General features: G+C 64.5%; 21 protein-coding genes and 1 tRNA gene. 10 read left to right on the forward strand and 12 right to left on the reverse strand.

The window, feature by feature from the left end; translation table 11 throughout:
- Positions 1–66: 66 nt before the first annotated feature.
- Complete coding sequence (locus tag CHX26_RS04580) at positions 67–1017, forward strand: alpha/beta hydrolase (RefSeq protein ID WP_104941359.1); 951 nt, start codon at positions 67–69, stop codon at positions 1015–1017.
- Here CHX26_RS04580 and CHX26_RS04585 read toward each other — a convergent pair.
- Positions 1014–1526, reverse strand: a complete 513-nt coding sequence (locus CHX26_RS04585) for a GNAT family N-acetyltransferase (protein WP_104941360.1) — start codon at positions 1524–1526, stop codon at positions 1014–1016. The two genes, CHX26_RS04580 and CHX26_RS04585, sit on opposite strands and share 4 nt — an antisense overlap.
- Before the next feature lie 75 nt (positions 1527–1601).
- On the opposite strand from CHX26_RS04585, the gene CHX26_RS04590 reads away from it, so the two are divergent.
- The gene (locus tag CHX26_RS04590) at positions 1602–2672 is read left to right on the forward strand and encodes an isoaspartyl peptidase/L-asparaginase family protein (RefSeq protein ID WP_104941361.1); all 1071 of its coding nucleotides are present in this window, start codon (positions 1602–1604) and stop codon (positions 2670–2672) included.
- 103 nt (positions 2673–2775) lie between these two features.
- On the opposite strand, the gene bla is transcribed toward CHX26_RS04590, so the two are convergent.
- The 8 genes from bla to CHX26_RS04630 are packed head-to-tail and all read right to left on the reverse strand — an operon-like array spanning position 2776 to position 11030.
- Positions 2776–3711 (reverse strand): class A beta-lactamase, encoded by a 936-nt coding sequence (gene bla, locus CHX26_RS04595; RefSeq protein ID WP_104941362.1) that lies wholly within the window; start codon positions 3709–3711, stop codon positions 2776–2778.
- Positions 3708–4664: an RDD family protein gene (locus CHX26_RS04600; protein WP_104941363.1), complete on the reverse strand. Its 957-nt coding sequence runs from the start codon at positions 4662–4664 to the stop codon at positions 3708–3710. Before CHX26_RS04600 ends, bla begins: the two co-directional genes overlap by 4 nt.
- Positions 4661–5740, reverse strand: a complete 1080-nt coding sequence (locus CHX26_RS04605; RefSeq protein ID WP_104941364.1) for a stage II sporulation protein M — start codon at positions 5738–5740, stop codon at positions 4661–4663. Before CHX26_RS04605 ends, CHX26_RS04600 begins: the two co-directional genes overlap by 4 nt.
- Positions 5741–5747: 7 nt before the next feature.
- The gene (locus tag CHX26_RS04610) at positions 5748–7097 is read right to left on the reverse strand and encodes a DUF58 domain-containing protein (RefSeq protein WP_104941365.1); all 1350 of its coding nucleotides are present in this window, start codon (positions 7095–7097) and stop codon (positions 5748–5750) included.
- Between the two features lie 3 nt (positions 7098–7100).
- On the reverse strand, positions 7101–8063 hold the full coding sequence (locus CHX26_RS04615; protein ID WP_104941366.1) for an AAA family ATPase: 963 nt from the start codon (positions 8061–8063) through the stop codon (positions 7101–7103).
- Between the two features lie 13 nt (positions 8064–8076).
- A complete protein-coding gene (locus CHX26_RS04620; RefSeq protein WP_104941367.1) occupies positions 8077–9357 on the reverse strand; it encodes a DUF4350 domain-containing protein in 1281 nt (426 codons plus the stop codon).
- A complete protein-coding gene (locus tag CHX26_RS04625) occupies positions 9354–10064 on the reverse strand; it encodes a hypothetical protein (protein ID WP_104941368.1) in 711 nt (236 codons plus the stop codon). The genes CHX26_RS04620 and CHX26_RS04625 overlap by 4 nt, the downstream gene beginning before the upstream one ends.
- Positions 10065–10124: 60 nt before the next feature.
- Positions 10125–11030 carry a prephenate dehydratase gene (locus CHX26_RS04630; protein WP_104941369.1) on the reverse strand — a complete coding sequence of 302 codons (906 nt, stop codon included), beginning with the start codon at positions 11028–11030 and terminating at the stop codon, positions 10125–10127.
- A 119-nt stretch (positions 11031–11149) separates the two neighbouring features.
- On the opposite strand from CHX26_RS04630, the gene CHX26_RS04635 reads away from it, so the two are divergent.
- A complete protein-coding gene (locus CHX26_RS04635; protein WP_104941370.1) occupies positions 11150–11836 on the forward strand; it encodes a c-type cytochrome in 687 nt (228 codons plus the stop codon).
- Between the two features lie 17 nt (positions 11837–11853).
- Here the strand turns inward: CHX26_RS04635 and CHX26_RS04640 are convergent, their stop codons facing one another.
- Both CHX26_RS04640 and CHX26_RS04645 read right to left on the reverse strand, forming a co-directional pair.
- Positions 11854–12519: an RlmE family RNA methyltransferase gene (locus CHX26_RS04640; RefSeq protein ID WP_104941371.1), complete on the reverse strand. Its 666-nt coding sequence runs from the start codon at positions 12517–12519 to the stop codon at positions 11854–11856.
- Positions 12516–13766, reverse strand: coding sequence for a Ppx/GppA phosphatase family protein (locus tag CHX26_RS04645; RefSeq protein ID WP_104941372.1), 1251 nt, complete (start codon positions 13764–13766; stop codon positions 12516–12518). The genes CHX26_RS04640 and CHX26_RS04645 overlap by 4 nt, the downstream gene beginning before the upstream one ends.
- Before the next feature lie 182 nt (positions 13767–13948).
- Between CHX26_RS04645 and CHX26_RS04650 the strand changes: the two genes are divergently transcribed.
- From CHX26_RS04650 to CHX26_RS04675, 6 genes are all read left to right on the forward strand, one after another.
- Positions 13949–14022 (forward strand) — tRNA-Gln (locus CHX26_RS04650).
- Between the two features lie 235 nt (positions 14023–14257).
- Positions 14258–14518 (forward strand): hypothetical protein, encoded by a 261-nt coding sequence (locus CHX26_RS04655; protein WP_104941373.1) that lies wholly within the window; start codon positions 14258–14260, stop codon positions 14516–14518.
- A gap of 409 nt (positions 14519–14927) precedes the next feature.
- Positions 14928–16583, forward strand: a complete 1656-nt coding sequence (locus tag CHX26_RS04660) for a TonB-dependent receptor (RefSeq protein WP_172449700.1) — start codon at positions 14928–14930, stop codon at positions 16581–16583.
- A 344-nt stretch (positions 16584–16927) separates the two neighbouring features.
- Positions 16928–17344: a DUF2946 family protein gene (locus CHX26_RS04665; protein ID WP_104941375.1), complete on the forward strand. Its 417-nt coding sequence runs from the start codon at positions 16928–16930 to the stop codon at positions 17342–17344.
- A 127-nt stretch (positions 17345–17471) separates the two neighbouring features.
- Complete coding sequence (locus CHX26_RS04670) at positions 17472–19613, forward strand: TonB-dependent receptor family protein (protein WP_233997274.1); 2142 nt, start codon at positions 17472–17474, stop codon at positions 19611–19613.
- 10 nt (positions 19614–19623) lie between these two features.
- Positions 19624–21258, forward strand: a complete 1635-nt coding sequence (locus CHX26_RS04675; RefSeq protein WP_104941376.1) for a PepSY domain-containing protein — start codon at positions 19624–19626, stop codon at positions 21256–21258.
- A gap of 73 nt (positions 21259–21331) precedes the next feature.
- On the opposite strand, the gene CHX26_RS04680 is transcribed toward CHX26_RS04675, so the two are convergent.
- Positions 21332–21964, reverse strand: coding sequence for a tyrosine-type recombinase/integrase (locus tag CHX26_RS04680; protein ID WP_104941377.1), 633 nt, complete (start codon positions 21962–21964; stop codon positions 21332–21334).
- Between the two features lie 487 nt (positions 21965–22451).
- Between CHX26_RS04680 and CHX26_RS04685 the strand changes: the two genes are divergently transcribed.
- A complete protein-coding gene (locus CHX26_RS04685; RefSeq protein ID WP_172449702.1) occupies positions 22452–23687 on the forward strand; it encodes a glycerate kinase type-2 family protein in 1236 nt (411 codons plus the stop codon).
- The last annotated feature ends 76 nt before the right edge of the window (positions 23688–23763 follow it).

Genomic DNA, 23763 nt, shown 5'->3' on the forward strand with positions numbered 1-23763 from the left:
AGCAATGACCCGCGCGCTTGACTTGCCAAGGCATCGCGTCAGTCTGCGCGGCGAGAGGGGGAGACCATGCTGACCGACACCGCAATCGAACTGCGCTCTGCATCGCCGAGCCTGCTGATGCGGGCAATCAAATGGGTGGTGAGCCGGCAGACTCCGGTCTTCCCGCTCGACGAGGCGGGCTTTCATGCGACCATGGCGGGCCGCAAGCTGCCGCTCGACGCGCCGATGCCCGAGGGGTTTCGCAAGCGCTTTGCCGTCGAGGAGCGCGAGCTGCTGGGGCACAAGGTGGTGACGCTGCATCCGAAATCAGGGCCCCAAACTGGTGAGCGCGCGTGGCACATGCTCTATTTCCACGGCGGCGGGTTCGTGAAGCCGATGTTCAAGGTCCACTGGCCGCTGGTGGCGGAGATGGTGAAGGTGTGCGGCATCAGCGTCACCGTGCCGCTTTACCCGGTGGTGCCGGAAGCAAGCTATGCCGCGCAGGATGCGCTGGCCGATGCGGCGTGGGCGGATCTGGCGGCGCGGCACGATCCGGCGCGGATCATCCTCAATGGCGATTCTGCGGGGGGGCATATGGCGCTGGCGCTGGCCTTGCGGCTGGCAGCGGCAGGCGGGCCGACACCCGGCAAGCTGGCGCTGTTCGCGCCCTGGCTCGATCTGGGGCTGGCGGACCCGGCGATTGCTGCAGTCGAGCCGCATGACGTGATGCTCAAGATCGGAACCTTGCGTGCCTGCGGGGGGCTGGTGGCTGCGGGGCGGGCGATGGACGATCCTGCCGTCAGCCCGCTCTACACCCCGATGGAATATCTCGCATTGCTCCCGCCGACCCGCATCTGGACCGGGCGGCATGACCTGTTCATTATCGATTCGCGCAGCTTCCTTGGCCGACTGCGCGCTGCCGGGGTTGATGCGAAGCTCTATGAATACGAAGCCGCGCCGCACGTCTTCATGGCGATCCTCCCCACCCGCGAGGCGAAGGATGCGCTGCGCCTGCTCGGCGATTTCATCGCAAGCTAGAGTTTGAGCTCGTAGAGGAATTCCGGGTCAAGGTGGTCTCCCACCTTGAAGGTGATGTCGGCGATCTTGGCAAAGCCATACCGCTGGTAGAACCGCTGGGCGCCGAAGTTTTCCGAATAAACGCTGAGCAGCACCGCATCATGCCCGCCCGCGCGCGCCTGTGCCAGCGTCCAGTCCATCAGTTTCGCGCCGATGCCATGGCCGGTATGGGTCGGCAGGCAATAGAGCTGGCCAAGTTCGATCGGATCGCGCGCACCGCTGAGCGCGGTGTAGTGGCTGGGGTGGCGCAGCTTGCAATAGGCCACCAGCGCGCCCGCATCCTCGACCAGACAATGCGTGCATTCGCTCCCGGCGATTTCTGCGGCGACCGGGCCGGGGCTGTGCACCTGCGCCAGAAAGGCGGCGAGGTCTTGCGGCGTGTAGAGGTGGCCGAAGGCGGCGATGAAGGTCTCTGCGCCGAGAGCTGCGAGCGCGGGCGCATCTTCGAGTGTGGCGGGACGGTAGATCATGGCGCGCGCCCTAGCCTGTGCGGGGCGTGCTGTTAAGCTGGCGAAAGCCGCAGGGCCGCGTTATGCCTTGCTGCCATGAAGAAACTCATCGCTGCGCTTGCCCTCGCCCTCCTGTCTCAACCCGCGCTGGCCGAGGAAGCCCCCAAATGGTCGCTCGCGATCCACGGCGGTGCGGGGACGCTCGATCCCGACAAGATGACGCCGGAAAAGCGCGCCGAATACGAGGCCGCCTTGCAGAAGGCGCTTGATGCGGGCGCGAAGGTGCTCAGCGATGGCGGCGATGCGATGGACGCGGTCAAGGCGGCGGTGATCATCATGGAGGATTCGCCGCTGTTCAACGCCGGCAAAGGCGCGGTGTTCACCTGGGAGGGGACGAACGAGTTGGACGCCTCTATTATGGACGGGCGGGATCGCAGCGCGGGCGCAATTGCCGGGGTGAAGACGGTCAAGAACCCGATCCTGCTCGCCGATAAGGTCCGCACCGACAGCGAGCATGTGTTCCTGATGGGCGCGGGCGCGGAGGCTTTCGCGCTGGAAAAGGGCTTTGCCGTCACCCCGCCCGAATATTTCGCCACGCCTGCGCGGCGCGAGGCGCTGGAGCGGATGAAGGCCAAGCAGCTTTCGGCGCTGGATGTCGATCACAAGTTCGGCACGGTGGGCGCAGTGGCGCTCGACCAGAACGGCAACCTTGCGGCTGGCACCTCGACCGGCGGGATGACCGGCAAGCGCTGGGGCCGGGTGGGCGATGCGCCGCTGATCGGCGCGGGGACCTATGCGGATAATCGCGCCTGCGCGGTGTCGGCGACAGGGTGGGGCGAGTATTTCATCCGGGTCGGTGTGGCGCACGAGATTTGCGCGCAGTTGAGTATGAACGAGCTTTTCAGACAGGGGCTGGCAGCGCTGGGCATATTCCCGCCCGCAACAAACGAGCCGACGATAACCGCGCAAACCATCGCCGACGAAGTCATGGACGATGTGGCGCGATTGGGCGGCGATGGCGGGGTGATCCTCGTCACGCCCGATGGCGAAGCGATCTTCAGCTTCAACACCACCGGCATGTATCGCGGCCGGGCGACCAGCGCAGGGGTCAACGAAGTCGCGATCTTCGGCGGCGAGGAGAAGGCCTCGGCGACGCCCGATCACTAAAGCTCCTTCCCCTTGGGGAAGGGGTTGGGGATGGGGGCTCTGCCCTCTGGGAGGTGGTAGCCCCCACCCCCTGACCCCCTCCCCCAAGGGAGGGGGAACCCGGTCAGTAGATCTTCCCCACGATCGGCAACCCGCGCTCCGGCTCGGCGAATTCCTTGATCACCTTGCCCACGCGGGACAGGGTCAATTCGCCGATGGGTTGCATGGAATCTTCGGACTGACGGGCCCGGAAATAGCAGGCGAAAGTGAGTGGCGGCTGGCCTTTCGGCCCTTCGGCAAACCCGATGTCGATGTAGTTATACTCCGTTCCGCCAATCAGCCCGCTGGTGCCGGTCTTGTCGCCCGCCACCCAGCCTTCGGGCAGACCCGCACGGACACGCTTGAGGCCGGTCTGCGTCTCGACCATCCAGCGCTTCAATTCGGCCCGCTCGGCCTCGGGCAGGACGTCGCCATAGACGATCTTCGCCACGGTGCGGGCCATGGCGGCAGGGGTGGTGGTGTCGCGGAATTCGGCCGTGGGGACGTTGTTCATCTCCGGCTCGTAACGATCGACCCGGCTGACTTCGTCGCCGATGCTCCGCCAGAAGGCGGTCAATCCGGCTGGGCCGCCCAGATTGCGCAGCAGGATATTGGCCGCCGGATTGTCCGAGGTGACCTGCGTCGCCCGCGCCAGTTCGCGCAAGGTCGCGCCGGTCGCCAGTCGTTCGCGGGTGAAGGGGGCATGGGCAAGCAGATCCGCCTCGCTCCACGTCACGCGTCTGTCGGCATCGATCAGCCCTGCCGCATGGCGTTGCAGCAGCAGTGCGGCGAGCGAGAACTTGAACGAGGAGGCATGGCCAAAGCGGCGATCCCGGTTGATGCCGACCGCCATCCCACTGACCGTATCATAGATCTCGACCCCCAGCGTGCCGCCGCCTGCTGCCTCGATGATGCGCAGTTCGGCGGCGAGCCGTCCGATCGGGCTCTGGTCGGGCGGAATGCAGGCCGAAGCCCCCAGCGCGAGGCTGCCGCCAATGAAGAACCTGCGATCAATCATCATGAGTACTTGTCCGCCTTGCGTTTGCCGAACCGCATGTCGGCTTCGAGCCTGGCGCGCAATTGCGCATAGAAGGCTTCAAGGAAAGCCCGCTCGTCGCCCGCGCCGGGCTGCCAGCCGATTTTGCGGCAGATCGTGTCGTGAACCGCCTTCAGCGCCTCGGGCTGGGCATCGCGCAGCATCCGTTCCAGCGTCTGCAATTCCTTCTCGCCATAGACCGCAAGTTCTGCATCGCCAAAGCTGTAGCGCACCCCGGTCAGCTCGCTCGCACCCTCGGCGGCTGCGGCCCCCTTGGTCGACAGCGCGTCGGCCAGCGCGGTGCGCGTTCGTTCGACCACCCATGTCCCGGCGACGATATCGCCGGCGCGCAAGCGGTCACGGTTGAAGAACGGGAACAGCAGGAACAGCACGAACCAAGCCGTCATCACCCAGCCTAGCGGGCCGATGTCCTCGCCCGCATTGCTGAGCGCCAGCAGTGTGAACAGCGTGACCAGCGGATAGAAGATCTCGATATCGCGCAACAGGTTGCGGGCAATCACCGCTTCGGGGGTCAGGCGGGCGCTGCCCCGTGCGGCGATGCGGATGCCGACCATCCGTTTGCCCAGTGTCGCGCCGCGCGGGCCGAGTTCCTGCACCAGGAAATAGCCATACCAGGTGGCGAACCCGATCAGGGAGAAGATCACCAGCAGGAACTCCGTCGCGCCGCCTGGCGGCCCATCGGCGCTGATCTTGGTGCTATCAAGCAGCCCGCCCGCGACCCACAGCAGCACGAGATAGAAGATGACCAGACTGAACACGACGATCATCACGTCGATCACCAGCGCCGCGGCCCGGCTCCCGCGAGAGGCGATGGTGATCGGCAAAGCCAGCCCCTCGGGCGTGATCAGCGTGCGCGTGCGGCGGTTGTCCCTCGCAAGGGCAGATGACCGGGCCGGAATGGCTGCGGTGGGGCTCATCCGGCCTCCGGGAGCGTTGCATCGCCTGACGGGCGCGGGCGGTAGAGGAAGAAATAGGCGAGCCAGAAGGTCAGCATCGTCCCCCCGATCACGAACCGGCTGTCCGCGCCATCGACCAGCTGGCGCGGGAAGGCTTCAAGCAGGGCGGCAATGATCATCATGATCACTACGCCGACCATCACCACCGCAGAGCGTCGCCCCGCTGCCGCGGCCGCTTCGAGCACCGGCAGGTTGCCCGGAAAGGCCATGCTGCGTCCTATATGCAGCCCCGCGGCGCCCGACAGCAGGATGCCGAACAGCTCGGTCGTGCCATGGACCGAAAGCCACGCGGCCAGCTCCACGACCAGTCCCTGTCCATCGAACAGCCACAACAACGCGCCCAGCATGGCGAGATTATGCACCAGCAGCATCAGCGAAGGGATGCCGAAGGCAAAGCCCAGCGCGAAGGCAAGGATGCACACGGCAGAATTGTTGCTGAACAGCTGCGCGGCGAAGGCCGACAGTCCCATTGCGCTGTCTTCCGTGGCGAGCGTCTTGAGCAATTCCTCGCGGCTTGCCCCCGGCACGCGGGTCTCACCTGCACCAGCGGGGAACAGGCGATAGAACCACGCCTCGTCCGAGGCGACCAGCAGCCAGCCGACGATTGCGCCTGCGACCATCACGAACAGCGCGATGCAGATATCCAGCCACAACGCCCGCACCGCGCGGCTCCAGCCGCCCAGCAGAAAGTCTTTCAGCCAGCGCACGAAGCCCTGCCGCGGGCCATAGACCTGGAACCATGCGCGCTGCACCAGCGCTTCGAGATAGGCGAGCGTGGCCGCATCGAGGCTGGTCTCGCGCGCCACGGCAAGGCTCGATGCAGCGGTGCGATAAAGCGCGGGCAACGCGATCAGATCGTCGTCGGCAATGCGCTTCAGCCCTCCGCCTTCCATGCGCCGGACGATATCTTCCAACCTGCGCCAATCGCCTTCGCGTTCCAGACGAAAGCGATCCGATCGCAGGGCGGCGCTTTCGATATCGGGCGGAGCGGCGACCTGTCCGCGCCCGAACCATGAGGAGATGACTGGTGCCTTCATGGGTGCCTTATCCGATTGCCTCGTTGCCGCGAATCGTCAGATAACGGTCAATCAGGCGCGTGCCGATCGCGTCCCAGGGGGCTTCAATCACGTCGATCCCCATGCGCCGCAGCCTGCCCAGTACCAACTTGCGTTGCTGGGTCAGCGTATCGGCTGTGACGGCGCGGGCGAGGGTGGCGATATCGCCCGGCGGGGCCTGAGTCATCCGCTCCAGTTCGGCATCGGCCATCGTGACGAACAACACCAGATGCTTGCCGACCAGCCGCCCAAGGCTTTCGACCATAAGTTCGGCGCTGGTGGGATCGGTGAAATCGGAGAACACCACCACCAGCGACCGGCGTTTGAGGCGTGCGGTGAGGGTCGCCAGTGCAAGAGTGAAATTGGGCTCGGCGGCTTCGTAATCCAGGCCTGCGGCGGCGCTTTGCAGGCGGTGGAAGGCGCGCGGATCGCCGATGAAGGGCGTCATCACCTGCGGCCTGCGGGCAAAGCCGAACAGTGCGACCTTGTCCCCGCCCTTCAGTGCGACATAGGCGCATGTGAGTGCCGCCGAAACCGCGCGGTCAATGCGCGGCAAGCCGTCGACCGGCTCGCACATGGCCTGCCCGCAATCGAAGGCGAACACGATCTGGTTGTTGCGCTCGCTCTCGTTCTCGCGGGCGTAGAGACGGGTGTGGCGCGCACTCGCCTTCCAGTCGATCCGGCGGCGGTCCATGCCGGGCTCGTATTCGCTCAAGGCCTCGAACTGCGTCCCCTCGCCCCGGATGCGCCGGGCGATGAGGCCAAGCTGGGCGTTGCGCAGAAAGGTCTGCAAGTCGGGCGATCGCACTGGCGAAAGATCAGGCCAGATCCGCACAGTAAGCTCAAGCGGCCGGGACACTTGCCGCGCGCCGAGGCCGAGGGGGCCGTGCCACCTGAGCCATGCCGTGCCCAGTTGCGCCGATCCGCGCCGGGTGGGCGTGACTGTGATCGAGCCCTCCCACAGCCCGACTTCGGGCGAACGCGGGACGGGGATCACCGCCCGGCCCTGTTCCAGCAAACGCGGGTCGCCCTCCAGCGCGGCTTGGACATCGCCCCGGTGGTACTTCGCAAAGACCGCGTGTGCGGTGAGGCGCGCAGGCTGGCCGACTTCGGTGTCGGAGGGCGTCTCGATCCCCCAGCGCGTCACGGCGCCTGCCAGCAGCGCGTCGATCAGCACCAGCAGCACCAGCGCCGCCCCTGCGAGCGGTGCGATCACCCACGCCCCCGGCGCGGTCGCGGCGATCACCACCGCAACCGGCGCGAGGCCTGCCGCACACCAAGCCGCTCGCTCGGTCGGCACAAAGGGCACGTTGACGCGCGGGAGAGCGAAGCGCGCCATGCCTTAGCGGGGGGCTTCGGTCACTTCGACCAGATCGGCGACCAGCGCCTCCATGTCGCGGCCCTCGATCTCGGCAGCGGGGGACAGCGTCAGGCGGTGGCGCAGCACCGGCACAGCGAGCGCCTTGACATCATCGGGGATCACGTAGTCGCGCCCCTCCAGCGCCGCGCGGGCGCGGGCGGCGCCGGACAGCAGCACAGCGGCGCGGGGTGATGCACCAACGGTCAGTTCGGCATGATCGCGGGTGGCGCGGATCAGGCGGACGACATAGGCGGTAATGTCGTCCGCCACGGTCACTTGCGACAGCGCTCCGCTGGCCGCTGCGATCCCTGTGGCATTGGTGACGGCGCTCACGCCCAGATCGGCGGGCCGCTGCGGGCCGGAACGCTGGCCGAAGCGGGCAACGATACGCGCTTCCTCCGCCGCGTCAGGGTAGGGCACCAGCAGCTTGAACAGGAAGCGGTCAAGCTGGGCTTCGGGCAGGGGATACACGCCCTGATTCTCGATCGGGTTCTGGGTCGCCACGACCATGAAGCTTTCGGGCAGAAGATGTGTTTCCCCGTCCAGCGTAACCCGGCGCTCCTGCATCGCTTCAAGCAGGGCGGCCTGGGTCTTGGGCGGAGTGCGGTTGATCTCGTCTGCCAGCAGCAGATCGCAGAAGATCGGCCCACGGGTGAGAGTGAACTGGCTGGTCTGGAAGTTGAACAGGTTCGAACCCAGAATGTCGCCCGGCAGCAGGTCAGGGGTGAACTGGATGCGCCCGAAATCGAGGCCCAGCGCGGTCGCAAAGGCATTGGCGAGGAAGGTCTTGGCAGTTCCCGGCGGGCCTTCCATCAGCACATGGCCCTCGGACAAAAGCGCAACCAGCAGCATATCGACCAGCTGCTCCTGCCCGACGATCGCCTTGGCGACTTCGGCGCGGATTGCATCGGCAAGGCTGCGGACATCGGCTAGGCTTGTGGTCATTGGTTGTTGGTCCTCAGGAAAGCTTGGCGTTCAGATCATCGAGCGCGCGGGCGGCGGCAAGGATGTCGGTGGGATTGGTCGCTGCCTCGAGCCGGGCGGCGCGACGGGAGAAAGGCTCCTCATCGGGAAGGCGGCGGGCCAAAGCGGCATCGATCGCTTCGGGGTCGGGCCGCGCAAGGCCCAGCCGTTCGGCCAGTCGCCGGGCGGAAAGTGCGGCATAGGGCGCGCCCAGCAGGGCATAGCGGCGCGCGCGCAGGATCAGGCCGGCACCATTGGCGATCAGCTGGCGCTTGCCAAAGGCGATGTCGGGGCCGGTAGCAGTAGCCGGCGGCCCGAACCGCTGGAATGCCCGCCAGCCGATGATCAGCAATGCCACCATCAGCGCCAGTGTCGCGGCCAGGAACGGCGGGCGGAAAGCCAGCGTCAGCAAGTTCTCGCTCGCACCAAAGCCATTCAGCGTCAGGTCGAACACCACCTCGTAGATGTCGCCCCCATAGGTCAGCTCGTCGATCAGCGCGATGGCGGCTGATGCGCGGGCGGGGTCAGCAAGGCCGTAATTATTGGCAAGATCGGGATCGACAAGAAAGGTGACCGGGTAGGCATCCTCGTCAGCCGTGCCGTCTGCGCCCAGACTGACCTCGAAGGCGAGCCTGCGGTTGCTTGCATCAACGATCAGCTGGCGCTGCCCATCGCCCTTCGCAGGCTTGGCGTAGAGCACCGGCGCAGCGGGCAACTGGCCGGTGTGACCAAGTCCGCTCCAGCCTGCCGGGGGCGCACCCTTCTGAGTCCCATCGACCAGCAGCGAAAACGTGTAGGGCGCGGGCAGATCCCTCGGCCAGCGGCTTGCCTGCACCCCGTCCAGCACCACCCAGCCGCGCTTGAACTTGGCGCGCACTTGCAGCGGCAGGTCATCGGACGGCTTGCCCGCCCGCCACTTGGGGACGATCACCAAAGTCGGCCCACTATAGCGGCGTTCGTTCAGCACCTTCGCCAGCTCCTCGGCATCGGCACCTGGCGGCGGGGTGAGAACGAGCAGGCCGTCGGTCTCAAGCTCGGCCGGGCTGCGCGAACGGGTGACGGTGTAGCCCTGCGCCTCGGTCAGTCGCACCAGCCCGGCATAGCCGTTCAACCCGTTGCTGGCGGCGTGGGCCTGGCCCTGGCCGCCTTCGCCGCCGAAGTCCGCGCCCGCGCCGATCAGAAAAGCGAGCGCCGTGAACAACAGCACGCCGACAGCGACCAGCGCCAGCGCGCCTCCGCGCGAGAACGCACCTTGCGTAGGTGCGGCCGCGTTCATGCGCCGCGTCCTTGCGGATCGATCCGGGCGAGCGCGAACTGGGCATAGGCTGCGCGGGCGGCTTCCCAGTCGGCGCGTTCGAGCGTCCGGAGCGCAAACAGGCTCGCCTCCACTCGCTCGGCGATGACCCTGAATGCCGTGCGCGCGGCATCGGGCAAGGCGGGCAAAGCGGCCAGCTCGCGCGCGGTGCTCGATGGCTCGACCCAGTCCGGACGCACATTGGCGATCTGGCTCACGCTGCGCTGGAGCAGCAGGTGGGTGGCCGCATCGAAACGCCCCTGGGCGGCAAGCCGGTCTGCATCCTCAAGCAGCGCGATGCTTGCTGCCCGGTCGGGCTGCCATGCGGCTTCTTCTCCCCCATTGCGCCCTCCCTGCCGTGCGCCTGCGCCAGGGCCGATCAGACGCACCAGCAGCACCAGAGCAAAGCCCGCGACTGCCGCCACCAGCGCCCATTGCAACCACCACCATGACGCCCCGAGCGCCTCGCCAACCGGGGAGAACAGCCGGGCGAAGAATTTGAACAGCTCGATCAGGGCCTCTTCGAACCAGCCGGGCTGGCGCGGAGGGACTTCGGGAAGCGGCACGGGTTCGAATTGCAGACTGCCATCACCGCGGAGCGCGTCCCAGCCATCGGGCGGCGAGGCGCCTGCGCCGGTGTCGGCGGCAGGAGGCTCGGCAAGGGGAGATGAAGTGGCCGCTGCGGTCATTCCGGCATGGTGGTGGCACGCACCGCGCGCGGGCGCAACTCGAAACCGCGCCTTTCCGTCCTAGCCCCTCGCCCGGGCTTGCGGATAGCTGCCCAGAATGCGCAATTCCTTGGAATGGAAGGCGCATTCTTCCAGCGCGCGGTCGACTGCCGGATCGCCGGGCGCGCCGATGATGTCGGCATAGAAGGTCGTTGCAGAGAAGCTGGTGCCTTGCTGATAGCTCTCCAGCTTGGTCATGTTGACACCGTTGGTCGCAAATCCGCCCAGCGCCTTGTAGAGCGCGGCCGGAATATTCTTCACCTCGAAAATGAAGGTCGTCATGACCGCCTCGCCAACCAGTGCCGCGACCTCCAGCGGCTCGCGCGCCAGAACGACGAAGCGGGTCATGTTGTCGGCGCTGTCCTCGACATTATGGGCGATGATGGTCAGCCCGTAGAGCTCGGCCGCGATGGCCGGTGCGATCGCTGCAACCGAAGGGTCGCCGCGCTCTGCGACATAGGCGGCTGCACCCGCAGTATCGGCATGGCTGAGCGGCACGATGCCGCGTTCTCTCAGAAAGCGCCGTGACTGGCCGAGCGCTTGCGGATGCGAATAGGCGGCTTCGAACCGGCGCCCTTCGGCGTTTTCCCCCAACGCCATCAGCGCGTGGTGGATTGGCATGAAATACTCGCCGACGATCGAAAGGCCGCTTTCGGGCAGCAGGAAGTGAATATCGGCGACTCGGCCGTGCTGCGAATTCTCGATCGGGATGATCGCCTGCGCCGCGCGCCCGTCCTTCACCGCGTCGAGAGCATCTTCAAAGCTGAAGCACGGCAGCGGCAGCAGCTCGGGGCGGGCTTCGGTGGCCGCGCGGTGCGAATTGGCGCCGGGCGAGCCTTGGAAGGCAATCGCGCGCAGCGGTTCGGCAGCGGCAGCAGCACGCATCCGGTCGACGATTTCAAGCGCGGGGCCGGGAAAGGATCGCATGATGCGACAGCGCCTAGAGGCGCAGAAGGCACGGCACAAGCCTGCTTGCAAAAGGTGCAAGAATTCGTGCCACGATCAGTCTTGCGCGCGCCGCTGGCCGACACTATGGAGCCGCCGGGATGACACAGGACAATTCTTCGCAGGATAACGCCGCAGGCCAGACCGGTGGTGGCGATTTGTTCAACACCGCTGCCGGCTGGGTGCTGTTCGCGGCTGGCCTCGGGCTGGGTCTGTCGATCCTCTCGGGCAAGTATTTCCACGGCAATGATCCCCAGCGTCCCGAACAGCTGGGCTACGTGATCGAAGGCGTTGCCGAGGATGCGGCCGGCCCGGCAGAGGTGTCGATTGCCGAGGTGCTGAACTCGACTCCTGTCGAAGAACTGATCGCGGCAGGCGAAAAGGCCTATTCCAAGTGCCAGAGCTGCCACACCATCGACGCAGGCGGTGCCAATGGCATTGGCCCCAATCTCGCTGGCGTGATGGGCGGCCCGGTCGCGGCCAAGGCCGGCTTTGCCTATAGTGCCGAACTCAAGGCGCTCGGCGGCAATTGGGACTGGGATCGGATGGACGCCTGGCTCAAGAACCCCAAGGGTTATGTCGCCGGCACCAAGATGAGCTTTGCCGGCCTCTCCAAGGTCGAGGAGCGCGCGGCGCTGGCGGCTTACCTCAACTCCAAGGGCGGCAACGTGCCGCTCCCGGCCTTTACCGCGGCTGCGGCTCCGGCCGAAGGCGAGGCTGCCGAGGCTGAGGCAGAAGGTGTTGCCGCTGCCGAAGCTGGCACTGATCCGGCGGCTGCCACCGAGTAAACTCCGAGAGGGCGGCCCTATGCCGCCCCTTTGAAACCCTGCGCGATGACATACCACTCCGACGAGCCCTTGCGGCTTGCCGGAGGTTTGGCGTGCTTGACGGTCGTAAAGTGCTTTTTCAGCAGGGCGAGCAGATCGGCATCGGTGCCGCCCGCCAGCACCTTGGCCACGAAGGCACCGCCGGGCGCAAGGTTTTCGACCGCGAACCACGCCGCGGCCTCGACCAGGCCCATGGTGCGCAGGTGATCGGTCTGCTTGTGGCCAACCGTGTTGGCTGCCATGTCCGAAAGCACCAGATCAGGCGGCCCTCCGAGGGCCTCGGCCAGCGCTTCCGGCGCTTCGTCCGCCATGAAATCCATCTGGAATATCGTCACGCCTTCGATCGGCTCAACCGGAAGCAGATCAATCCCCACCACCTCTGCCTTGGGCTTCTTGGCGCGCACCACCTGTGTCCAGCCGCCCGGCGCGATCCCGAGATCGACCACGCGGGTCGCACCCTTGAGGAGCGCGAATTTCTCGTCGAGTTCGATCAGCTTGTAAGCCGCGCGGCTGCGATAGCCGTCGGCCTTGGCCTGACGGACGTAGGGATCGTTGAGCTGACGTTCGAGCCAGCGCACCTGCGAAGCCGTACGCCCACGTGCGGTCTTGACCCGCTTGCCCGGTGCCTTGACGCCGCGGGTCATCGCCGACCGCGCTGGCGGTTGAGCGCCTTGAGCGAGCGTTCCGACTGACGTTCTGCGGCCATGATGCTCCTGAGGATGCCTTCGCGGATACCGCGATCCGCCACGCCCAGACGCCGGGCGGGCCACAGGTCGAGGATCGCTTCGAGAATAGCGCAACCGGCCACCACCAGATCGGCGCGGTCCTGCCCGATACAGGGCAAGGTCGCGCGCTCGTAGGGCGTCATCACCGACAGCCGCGCGCTGATGTCGCGCATCTCCGCCGCCGGGACGATCAGTCCGTCGACGGCCTTGCGGTCATAGCTCGGCAGTTCGAGATAGAGGCTGGCGAGGGTCGTTACCGTGCCGCTCGTGCCAAGCAGTCGGATGTCGGGGTGCCGCGCTGCCTGGGCCACGCGGGAGGCGAAGGGGGCAAAGCTTTCCGCCACCATCTCGCGCATGCGCGCGAATCGGCTGATGCGCGCTGCCTCGCTGTCTTCGCCGCGGCCAACCGTGTCGGTCAGAGAGACCACACCCCAAGGCACGCTCTGCCAGTCGAGGATGCGCGGCACACGATTGGTTTCGTCCGCTTCGACAAGCACCAGTTCGGTCGACCCGCCGCCGATGTCGAAGATGACCGCCGGGCCTTCGCCGGATTCGAGCAGGATGTGGCACCCCAGCACGGCAAGGCGGGCTTCTTCCTCGGCGCTGATGATGTCGAGCGCGATGCCGGTTTCGCGGCGCACGCGCTCGATGAACTCCGGGCCGTTCTCGGCGCGGCGGCAGGCTTCGGTCGCGACCGAGCGGGCGAGCCGGACATTGCGCCGCTGGAGCTTGTCGGCGCAGATCATCAATGCGCCAAGTGTCCGGTTCATCGCGGCATCGGATAAACGGCCGCTTGTCGCCAGCCCCTCGCCCAGTTTGACCACCCGGCTGAAGGCATCAATCACGGTGAAATCCCGTCCGGATGGCCGGGCGATCAGCAGGCGGCAATTATTCGTGCCGAGATCGAGCGCAGCATAGGCTTCACCGTGGCTGGTTGGCTTGAAAGTCCCGATGTCGGCGAGGTCGGGTTCCGTCCGACCACCATGCGGATCAGTACCACGAAGATGGCGACGCGCTTCGCCGCCTGCGGCCTTGCTCCGGCCGTTGCCGGGTCTGATATCGGGCTGAGGGGGGCGTTGATAGCGAAAATCGGCTATCTTGCCGGACTTGCCGCCCCGGTTGTTCCCAGCAGTTCTGTTCTTGTCCGGCGGGAGTGTTTCCGCCATGTTCGCAATGCTTCCATATCACCAGGCGTCTTTTTCCGGACGCATGGCACTTGCATTCACGGTAACCCAAGGATGCGGCAAGAGCAAGCTGGCCGGGTGCAACGCGCGCTTGACCTTGGCCTTGCACGAAACTAGGAGGCGCCCTCGTTGTTTCCGCCAGTACTTGTCTGGCGGATGGTCGATGCCCCGTCCTCTAATGGTAAGAGAGCGGACTCTGACTCCGTCAATCAAGGTTCGAATCCTTGCGGGGCATCCAGCCTGATTATCCTTTGACAACAAAGCCTGCCCGCTTTGACAAAATTCCTGCCCTCATGTGGATGCGGGCGGCGGTGAGGGCCGCGCCGACTGGCAATCCTGATGCTGCCAGTTCGCGGATTAACGTCTGAATTGTCGAGAAATTTCCTGCGAGTGCAGTGGGCGTAGCGCCTGTTGGGAAACTGGGCGCCTTGCAGTAGGATCGCACATCACGTTCGCGACGCGAGGCGGTGCCCATGAAAAGAGCTCACGAAGATGACCGGCGGTTGGTCTACGAAACGGTAGATCTCGACGAGTTTCGCCGCGATCCCTATGCTGCGCTGGTGGACGCCGACATGCGCCCCGTTGGCCTGGCACGCGACGAATCTGGTCGAGCTAGCCACATCCTGCTTTCCCGATCGGAATATGCCTCAATCGTTAAGGCCCGCGATTTCTGGATCCGAAGCCAGCTGGATCTTGCCGAAGTTGAAGTAGCGCCTGCTGAAGGCAGCGATTGACGGCCATCAGCGCGCTGTCGAAGTCCGACCTCCGGGCATTAAGCGGAGGGATTCGAGACGGAAAAAAATGCCGCTTTGCTGCGCGCTTGGTTGCCGGGCCATGGGCTTCGATGGTCGCATTTTGGGACTTTGCGGTCATTCCCTCGCGATGTCTTCAGCGGCAGGTTCTTCGCCAATACCGTCTGCAAGCCCCTATGCTGAGTGAGAGGGCTGGCGAGCATTAGAAAGAGGGGGTGAGCTCTTTCTCGTGATCGGTGCCAGTCTCGTCGTCCCAAATCAGCTTGATATGTGCGCGCCGGGGACTGCTAAGGTCGAGCGCCGCAAGGACATCGACGGACTGATGCTGCTCGAGGATCGGGACCGGAAACTTTGCCGAGATGTCCTCTTGGATGAGGATTGAATTGCTACTTTGAAGGTCGATTATACGCTCGATGGCTTTGTTGGCGGGCCGCTTTCGGGCGATACATTAGAAGGTTCGGTTGCCTTCAAGGTTTCACGGGAGGATAGCCAGTTCCCGAATCCCTTGTCCGCGATCGGTGAACCAGGCGATATTCGAGAACTGTTTCTGCAAGGTCGGCTCAACTGGCAGCCAAATGATGCGCTCACCCTTCGCGCGACAGGCTACATCATTGATGTCAATGCGCCCGGGATCTTCGAGGAAGAATATCTGCCCAACGATCGTGACCTCTATGACGCGAGCTATGGTCCGTTCAATGGCGGTCGGACAATCGGCAGGTTCGAGCTGTTGCAGGAATCTCCCAAGCGCACTGATGAACGCGACTATGTGTTTGGATTGGCGGCCACATACGAGCTTGCAAGCGGGCGGATCGATGCGGCGGTTTCGTATGCTCGTGAAGAAGAGGATTCGCGTGGGAACGACCTGGACTTCACCGCCCTTCCGACCGCAGCCGGTGCGAGCATTTTCGAACAGGATGTCTGGAACGCCGAGGTCCGGTACACGTCGCCGGCCAGCGAACGATTCGAGTATCTTTTCGGTGGATCGGTTTACTTCGAGCGGGAAGAACTGCTGATCGGCACTCTGGTCGGGTCCGGCACCTTGGCGGATTACGCCTACGCACCTCCTCAGAGCAGAAATTCGCGCGATTTTGCGATCTTCGGCTCGGCGACATTTGGCCTTGGCATAGAAGGTTTGAGCCTGACGACGGGTCTGCGCTACGATAATGCCTATCGGAAAACGGATCAGGTCGCTGGGACCCTGAATTTTGGTCCGCTTGGGGACGCGGTCTTTCAGGAACTCTCGTTCGACGACACCTTCGAAGCTTTTCTCCCTCGATTTGCTTTGACTTACCGGCCGACGGATCAGTGGACAGTTTTTGCCGGTGCCGCGCGCGGGTATATCCTGGGAGGGTTCAACCTCACTATCGCGCAGGAAGCCGTGGCTGATGATGTTGTTCGCTACGGCAGCGAGAGCGTGTGGAGCTACGAGATCGGCGTGAAGCACAGTTTTGCCGATGGGCGTGGCTATATCAACGGCGCGGCCTTCCTCATCGAAGCTGATAATTGGCAGGAAATCAGAACTATCACCAATGAGCAAGGGCAAGTGCAATCATCCGCCTTTATCGCGTCCGACGCCGCGATTGAAAGCAAGGGGTTCGAGGTCGAACTGGCTTACAATCTTCTTGAGAACCTGACCTTGAACGCGAGCATTGGTTACACTGATGCTGACTACACTCGATTGTTCATTGATTCCCAAACAAATCTCGCTGGAAACTTGGTCAAGTTAGTTCCGGAATATGACGCAAATCTGGCTTTACGATACGCGCATTCAACAGGTTTTTTCATTCGTAGTGAGATCAGTGCGCTGGGTAGAACAGCGCTCGACGAAAGAAACCGCTTCTCCCGCGATCCAGTCCAAGTACTGGGAATCCAAGCTGGCTATGAAGCCGATGGATGGTCAATCCGTGCGTTTGCTGAAAATCTGACCGACGAGCGATATCAAAGCGGGGCCGGCTTCGATAACTTCGCGTTCGGCTTCGATGGCAATTTCTACTCGGTATATGACACGCCGCGGGTAATCGGCCTAGAAACCAAGGTGAGGTTCTAGATTTCAACCGTATGGGCGCTCACCAATGACCAGTCTCGAGCTGGTGCAATAGTCGCCGAGCGTCCATTATGGGGTCGCTTCCCGAACGGCAGGAATTTTTCAGAAGAGGCGCAAAGCCGCCATTATCGGCCCGAGCTGAGCCGTGACGGCTCACGACCCAGAGGCGGTCGTTCGAGCCCATTCCATCGAGCGTCTGGTTCCGATAAAAGCCGTCACTGCGTTGGCGGGGCACGTTCTGTTGACCGCAAGCGGGGCGAAGCCGAATGACTCCTTCCTGTTCGGTAATGTCTCTCCGATGTTACACGGTGACATCGCGATTTCTCTGCGCTAGAGGCGCGCCCGCAATGTCCAGCCTTCGCGCCTTGACCCACAGTTATGCCCGGCTCTCGCTGGTGCTCGTGGTGCTTGCCCTGGCGGTAAAGGCGCTGGTGCCAGCAGGCTACATGATCTCGTCCACTGGCGAGCGATTTCTGACGGTGACGATCTGCGCCGATGCCAGCGGCACGCCGAAGCAGATGCGGATTGCCATTCCGGACAAGAATGAAAAAGGCGGCGACCATTCCGAGGCGGGAGACAAGTCTCAGCCTTGCGCCTTTTCGGGGCTTGGCCATGCCGCGCTCGGCGGGGTTGATCCGCTTTTGCTGGCCGCTGCACTGGCGTTCGTCCTGCTGGTCGGGCTCGCGCCGCTCCGGGCGCCGCCTGCCCGCGACATTCCTTTCCTGCGCCCGCCGCTGCGCGGGCCGCCTTCCCTTTCCGTCTGATCGTCAGGCTCTGCGCGCGGGTGTCTGACCCCGGCGCGTAAAGCCACTTCGCTCACTGACCCGCCAAGGCAGGTCGATGGCGCTCCGCCGCATCACAGGCGCGCGTCGACGGAAATCGGGATACATCATGCAAATCAACCTTATTAAGCGCGCTTTGTTGGGCGCGACCATGCTTGCCGCAACGACTGGCGCTTTCACCGCCCCGCTTCAGGCGCAGGGTATCGGCCAGCGGCAGGACGAGATCATCGTCACCGCCAGCCTTCAGGGCACGCCGACCGCGCCCACCCCTGACGCCGCCCGCAAGGAGCTCGAGCGCGTCCCCGGTGCAACCGGCCTCGTCGAGGACGAAGGCTTTGCCGATATCTTTGCCCAATCAATCGGTGATGTGCTGGAGCTGACCCCCGGCGTCTTTGCCGATACCAGCGCACAGCGCGAGAGCCGCATCTCGATCCGCGGATCGGGCCTCAATTCGAGCTTCGAGCGCCGCGGCCTCACCGTCCTGCGTGATGGGGTGCCGATCAGCCGGGCTTCGGGCGCGACCGAGTTCCAGGAGGTCGATCCGCTCACCATTCGCTACATGGAGGTGTTCAAGGGTGCCAATGGCCTGCGCTATGGGGCGGCATCGCTGGGCGGGGCGGTCAATATCGTCAGCCCGACGGGCCGCACCGCCCGCGCGCCGATTGCCCTGCGCGCCGAGGGTGGAAGCTTCTCCACCTTCCGCGGCAATGCTTCGCTGTCCGGCAAGAGCGGCGATGTCGACTATTGGGGCGGGATTACCGGCCTCACCAGCGACGGCTATCGCGAGCACAGCGAGGTGCGCAGCCTCTATGGCCACGGCAACCTCGGTTGGCGGGTGTCCGACAACATAGAGACGCGCTTCTACGTTACCGCGCTATCAGACAATTTCGAGTTGGCGGGTTCGCTTCGCCTTGCCGACGCGCTCGCCAATCCGCGCGCGGCGGGCCGGCCGGTGACGGCGGGGCCGTTCTTCCCCGGCGGGCCGGTGACCGTGCTCGATCCCGGCCCGGTGGCGGACGATTGGGACCGCAATCTCGATGTTTACCGCGTGTCGAACCTCACCGTGATCGAACTCGGCTCGGCCGATCTCGAGTTCGGCGCATGGTATGCCCGCCGCAATCTCGACCACGCGATCACCCGCTTTGCCGGGATCATCGTGCAGGGCGAGGACGAGGTCGGCGTCTCCACCCGCCTCTCAGGCAGCCTCCCGTTCCTCGCCGATCAGAGCCGCTGGCAGGTGGGGGCGATCTACGCCTTTTCGAGCAATGACGCGAAGACCTTCGCCAATGAATCGGGCGCGCGGGGGGCATTGCGGACGCGGTCCGATCAGGATTCGGACACGCTGACGATCTTCGGACAGGCCGATCTCGGCCTGACCGATGCCGTCACGCTGATTGCCGGCGGGCAATATGCCCGCGCCACCCGCGACGTGACCGCGATCCTCAATGCGGTGACGGGCCGGGGCGAGTATGACCAGTTCAACCCACGCGTCGGCCTGCTGGTGGATGCCGCCGAGGACATCCAGTTCTTCGGCAACGTCAGCCGCAGCTTCGAAGCGCCTAGCCTTGCCGACCTCACCAGCGGCGGGGCCTTCCCTTTCGCTCCGCTCGATCCCCAGCGCGCCACCGTGTTCGAAGTGGGCACGCGCGGGCAGGCGGGGATCGTCTCGTGGGACATCGCGCTTTACCGGGCGGAGCTGGAGAACGAGTTCCTCGACCTTGCCGTGCCGGGCGCGCGTGGGCTGATTACCGTTACCACCAATGGCGACCGCACGATCCATCAGGGCCTCGAGTTCGGACTCGATGTGCGGCCCTTCAAGGCGGCGCTGGAGAAGAACGGTCAGGCCCTGCGGCTGAGCGCGGCCTACACCTTCAACGACTTCACCTTCGATGACGACGTGGTCTATGGCGACAACCAGCTTGCCGGGGTGCCGCGCCATGTGCTGATCGCCGAAGCGCGGTTCGACCAGGTGGACAAGTTTTATCTCTCAACCACCATGCGTTGGATCCCCGATGGCCCGTGGGCGGACTATTCCAACACCGAGCGCGCACCGGGTTATGAGACTGTCCAGATCACCGCCGGGGTGACGCTGACCGATGGCATCGAGCTGTTCGGGTCGGTCGAGAACCTGTTCGATACGGTGTTCATCTCCAACGTCACCACCAACGCCAACCAGCGCCTCACCAACGAGGCGATCTACACCCCCGGGCAAGGGCGCGCCGTCTTCGGCGGCCTGCGTGCGCGGTTCTGAGGAGGCTGCAATGAGCGTCAAGACGAAGACGGCACGCTGGTCATACTCCAAGCACCAGTGGTTGGGGTTGATCGGCGGAATCAGTCTGTTGGTGTGGGGCCTCTCCGGCCTCACCCATATCGCGATGGTGCTGTTCGGCCCGCAGCAGGCGACGTTCATGCCGCCTACTTCAAGCGTGGCGCTCGAAGGGGCGCGGCCGATTGCCGAAACTCTCGCGAAAGAAGGGATTGCCGAAGCGGTGGCGGTGAAAACCGTCCCCGCTCCGGGCGGCGGGGTGCTGTGGCAGGTCACTCCGGCTGCGGATGGCGCGCGGCGCTATTTCCGTCCCGCCGATGGTGGCGAAGTCACAGACGGTGACCGGGCGCAGGCCGAATTCCTCGCCCGCCACTACCTCGCGACTGATCGGGGGATAAGATCGGCGCGGCTCCAGACCGAATTCGACGCCGACTACCCGTGGGTCAACCGCCTGCTGCCGGTCTGGAAGCTGGAATTCGCAGGCGACGACGGCCTTACCGCCTATGTCCACACCGAAACCTCGAGCCTCGCGGCGGTGAACAACACCACCAAGACCCGCCTGCAATCGGTGTTCCGGGCGCTCCACACCTGGGAATGGGTGCCGCCGGGGATGGACTGGCTGAGGGTGGTGGTGATTGCCCTGATGGTCGGGAGCTTGCTGGCCCTCGGCCTGACCGGCGTTGCCATGCTGGTGACCGTGCGGCGCAAAAAGCGCTTGCCGGGCGCGCGCGGGTGGCACCGGATCGCGGGCTATGTGCTGGCGCTGCCGCTGATCATGTTCTCGGCCTCGGGGATCTACCATCTGATCCAGTCGGCACTGGTGCCACCGGGGAGCCAGCTCAAGATGGGCCAGCCGGTCAATGTCGCGAGCGGCAAGTGGCCGGTCGAGACCGACTGGGCGCTGATCGCCAAGGGGCGCGATATCGCCTCGGTCGCGCTGGTCGAAGGGGCTGAGCGCCAACCGCTCTACCGCATCGGTCTGGCTCCCCCGAAAGATGCCATGGGCGGCGGCGAACATGATCACGGCGCTGGCAAGCCTTCCCCCGCGCACGGCATGGCCGGCCACGATCACGCGGCGATGATGGCGGCGCAGGCAAAGACGCCCACCACCGATGCCGAAATCCGCGAGGCGCGCTTCGCCGGTATCAAGCCCGATGGTCCGGCGATCTATCTCAATGCCGCAACCGGTGCGGTGGAGGCATCAGGCGATACGGATCTCGCCCTTGCCATCGCCCGCCGCTTTACCGGCGCGCCCGACAGCGCGGTGACAGGGGTGGAGCTGGTGACCCGCTTCAGCCACGAATACGACTTCAGGAACAAGCGCCTTCCGGTGTGGCGGGTCGATTACGGTGCGCCAGTCAATGCCAGCTTGTTCGTCGACACTGGCGCGGGCGTGCTGGTCGACCGGGTGGCGGACGGGGAGAAGCCCGAACGCCTCGTATTCAGCTTCATCCACAAGTGGAACTTCCTGTTCCCGGTCGGACGCCTCGCGCAGAACGTGATCGTGGGCGTGTTCGCCATTGCCCTCATCGGGTTCATGGCGGTGTTGGGGCTCAGGATGGACCTGATCCGTCGCCTCCGGTCACGGCGTCACAGCCAGAGGCGGGACGAAGGCGTCAGCGCAATGTAAGTCAACAGAGCGGTCTCCGACCATTCTGATCATGGTGTTGTCTGCTCCTCGTCGTCAGCGAGGAGCAGACTGATCATATCTCGGTGTTTTCAGCGAGTGCGAGCGCGTCTTCGATGTCGATCCCGAGATAACGCACCGTATTCTCGATCTTGCTGTGGCCGAGAAGGATCTGAACAGCACGTAGATTGCCGGTCGCCCTGTAGATGATTGAAGCCTTGGTTCGCCGAAGGGAGTGGGTGCCATATTCGCTTCGCATCAAGCCGATCCCGGTCACCCATTCATCGACAAGCCGGGCATATTGCCGGGTGCTGAGGTGCCCGTTGCGATCAACACGGCTTGGAAAGACATAATCGTCCACTGTCCCACCTCGGCGCTCAAGCCACGCCAAAAGACTGGTCCGGGCATCTGGCAGCAACTCAACCTGAACAGGACGGCTTGTCTTCTGTTGCATGACAATCGCGCGCGTTCGGATTTGCCCGCCACTCACGATATCGCCGATCTTCATTCGAACCAGGTCGCAGCCGCGCAGTTTGCTGTCGATGGCAAGGTCAAACAGTGCTCGATCACGCAAGCGGCGGCGTTCGTTGAGATAAAATCGGATCTGCCAAATCTGCTTCGGCTTTAGTGCGCGCTTCGCTCCAACACTCCTCCCCGCATTCCAGGCGGGCCGCTGGGTGGCGGTCGTTACATTTTCAGACGTCTCCATGATCGTTCTCCTGTGACCAAAATGGCCACTGGAAGATGTCTGCTGGCCTGAAGATTGAAAACGCGGTGCCGCTCACGATCAGCTATATGCCCTGCCAACGCCGTCATCGCCGCTCCACGAACCGCCGGTTTTGGCGAAATCGGACGTTCCGGTAGCTGGTGCCGATTGGCAGCAAGGTCCCAGAAGCCGCCACTGCGATGATCGGAGCACAAATGACCGCTCACGCGGGAGCGCCTCCGAATTTCTGCCATTCGGCAAACGACCTGGTTCACGTCATTGAAAACGCGCGTTCGATCGTCGAGAATTGGACAGCAAAAGAAAATGGTTGGTCAGGCCAATTGACAGCCGCTCTGCCTTAAGTGATGCATCGCCCGTCTGGGCGCGCGCTCGATCTTGCTCGGCATCAGAAAAGGTTCAATTGCGTATGCCTCGCGTCAATCGATCGGCCGATAGCCACCGGCACAATGCGCCCCTTTTGCTGAAGGCGATGCACGCGGGGCTTGCTGCTGTGCGCGGCGAATCCTGTCTGCAAGGGCTCCTGATTCCACGTCTCGTGCGGGGACGGACAGTGCTTGTCGCTGCGGGGAAGGCCGCAGTGTCGATGATGGCCGGGGCGTGCGACATTCTCGGACCCGAAGTCGCCGAGGGGATCGTGCTGACCCGGTATGGACATTGCGGCGCCATCCAGTTGCCGGCTGGCGTAGAGCTCATCGAGGCGGCCCACCCGGTTCCCGACGCGAATGGCGAGGCGGCTGCACGCCGGATTCTGGCGCTTGCGGCAGGCTTGACCGCCAGCGACCGGCTGATTGCGCTGATTTCGGGTGGGGCCTCGGCGCTGCTGACCTTGCCCGCCGCTGGGGTCACGCTGGCCGAAAAGCAGGCGCTCAATCGAACGTTGCTGGCGAGCGGGGCTTCGATTGCGGAGATCAACTGCGTGCGCAAACACATCTCGGCAATCAAGGGCGGACGATTGGCGCTGGCGGCATATCCGGCGCGGGTGGAAACCTACTGCATTTCCGATGTGGCAGGCGACGATCCGGCGCTGATCGCATCCGGACCGACCGTGCCTGACACCACCACACAGGCCGATGCATGCGCGGTGCTCTCACGCTACGGGATTGTGCCTTCGCCGGGGGTGGCAGCCGCGCTGGCCGATCCCGTCAACGCTCTTCCAGACCCCGGCCATCCCGCCTTTGCTGGAGCAAAGGTGAGAGTTGTTGCCCGGCCGCTGGCTGCGCTTGAGGCGGCGGCTGGGGTGCTGGCCGCGGCGGGGTATGATCCCGTGATCCTCGGCGATGCGATCGAGGGCGAAGCGCGCAGGGTCGGCGCACAGCATGCAGCCTTGGCGCTGGAACATCACGCGCGCAGGAATAAGGTCGCGCTGATATCGGGCGGGGAATGTACGGTCCGGCTGAACCCCGATGCAGGGCGCGGCGGGCCCAATGCCGAATATCTGATGGCGCTGGCGCTCGGCGTGGATGGCGCGGCGGGAATCAGCGCGCTGGCGGTCGATACCGACGGGATTGACGGAAGCGGCGACAACGCCGGGGCGGTGATCGATCCGACAACGCTCACCCGTGCTGCTGCCGCCGGGATCGACTGGCGTGCGGCGCTGGACGCCAACCGTTCCTATGACAGTTTCGCCGCGCTGGGCGACCTGGTGATGACCGGGCCGACACTCACCAATGTCAACGACCTGAGGATTATCCTGATCGACCCTTAAGTCGGCCAAGTCGGCTGCCTTGCAAATTGTCCTGACCAAATTATAGACTGGTCAGATAGTCTTCAGGGAGCGAACG

It is taken from the genome of Porphyrobacter sp. HT-58-2 (assembly GCF_002952215.1).
Lineage (GTDB): Bacteria > Pseudomonadota > Alphaproteobacteria > Sphingomonadales > Sphingomonadaceae > Erythrobacter.

Coding starts and splice junctions, on each gene's coding strand:
- CHX26_RS04685 (WP_172449702.1), top strand. CDS start 22,452: ATGCACGCGGGGCTTGCTGCTGTGCGCGGCGAATCCTGTCTGCAAGGG.
- CHX26_RS04605 (WP_104941364.1), bottom strand. CDS start 5,740: ATGAAGGCACCAGTCATCTCCTCATGGTTCGGGCGCGGACAGGTCGCC.
- CHX26_RS04670 (WP_233997274.1), top strand. CDS start 17,472: ATGCAAATCAACCTTATTAAGCGCGCTTTGTTGGGCGCGACCATGCTT.
- CHX26_RS04610 (WP_104941365.1), bottom strand. CDS start 7,097: ATGGCGCGCTTCGCTCTCCCGCGCGTCAACGTGCCCTTTGTGCCGACC.
- bla (WP_104941362.1), bottom strand. CDS start 3,711: ATGATGATTGATCGCAGGTTCTTCATTGGCGGCAGCCTCGCGCTGGGG.
- CHX26_RS04680 (WP_104941377.1), bottom strand. CDS start 21,964: ATGGAGACGTCTGAAAATGTAACGACCGCCACCCAGCGGCCCGCCTGG.
- CHX26_RS04635 (WP_104941370.1), top strand. CDS start 11,150: ATGACACAGGACAATTCTTCGCAGGATAACGCCGCAGGCCAGACCGGT.
- CHX26_RS04675 (WP_104941376.1), top strand. CDS start 19,624: ATGAGCGTCAAGACGAAGACGGCACGCTGGTCATACTCCAAGCACCAG.
- CHX26_RS04615 (WP_104941366.1), bottom strand. CDS start 8,063: ATGACCACAAGCCTAGCCGATGTCCGCAGCCTTGCCGATGCAATCCGC.
- CHX26_RS04600 (WP_104941363.1), bottom strand. CDS start 4,664: ATGAGCCCCACCGCAGCCATTCCGGCCCGGTCATCTGCCCTTGCGAGG.
- CHX26_RS04625 (WP_104941368.1), bottom strand. CDS start 10,064: ATGACCGCAGCGGCCACTTCATCTCCCCTTGCCGAGCCTCCTGCCGCC.
- CHX26_RS04655 (WP_104941373.1), top strand. CDS start 14,258: ATGAAAAGAGCTCACGAAGATGACCGGCGGTTGGTCTACGAAACGGTA.
- CHX26_RS04620 (WP_104941367.1), bottom strand. CDS start 9,357: ATGAACGCGGCCGCACCTACGCAAGGTGCGTTCTCGCGCGGAGGCGCG.
- CHX26_RS04585 (WP_104941360.1), bottom strand. CDS start 1,526: ATGATCTACCGTCCCGCCACACTCGAAGATGCGCCCGCGCTCGCAGCT.
- CHX26_RS04630 (WP_104941369.1), bottom strand. CDS start 11,030: ATGCGATCCTTTCCCGGCCCCGCGCTTGAAATCGTCGACCGGATGCGT.
- CHX26_RS04640 (WP_104941371.1), bottom strand. CDS start 12,519: ATGACCCGCGGCGTCAAGGCACCGGGCAAGCGGGTCAAGACCGCACGT.
- CHX26_RS04590 (WP_104941361.1), top strand. CDS start 1,602: ATGAAGAAACTCATCGCTGCGCTTGCCCTCGCCCTCCTGTCTCAACCC.
- CHX26_RS04645 (WP_104941372.1), bottom strand. CDS start 13,766: ATGGCGGAAACACTCCCGCCGGACAAGAACAGAACTGCTGGGAACAAC.
- CHX26_RS04665 (WP_104941375.1), top strand. CDS start 16,928: ATGTCCAGCCTTCGCGCCTTGACCCACAGTTATGCCCGGCTCTCGCTG.
- CHX26_RS04580 (WP_104941359.1), top strand. CDS start 67: ATGCTGACCGACACCGCAATCGAACTGCGCTCTGCATCGCCGAGCCTG.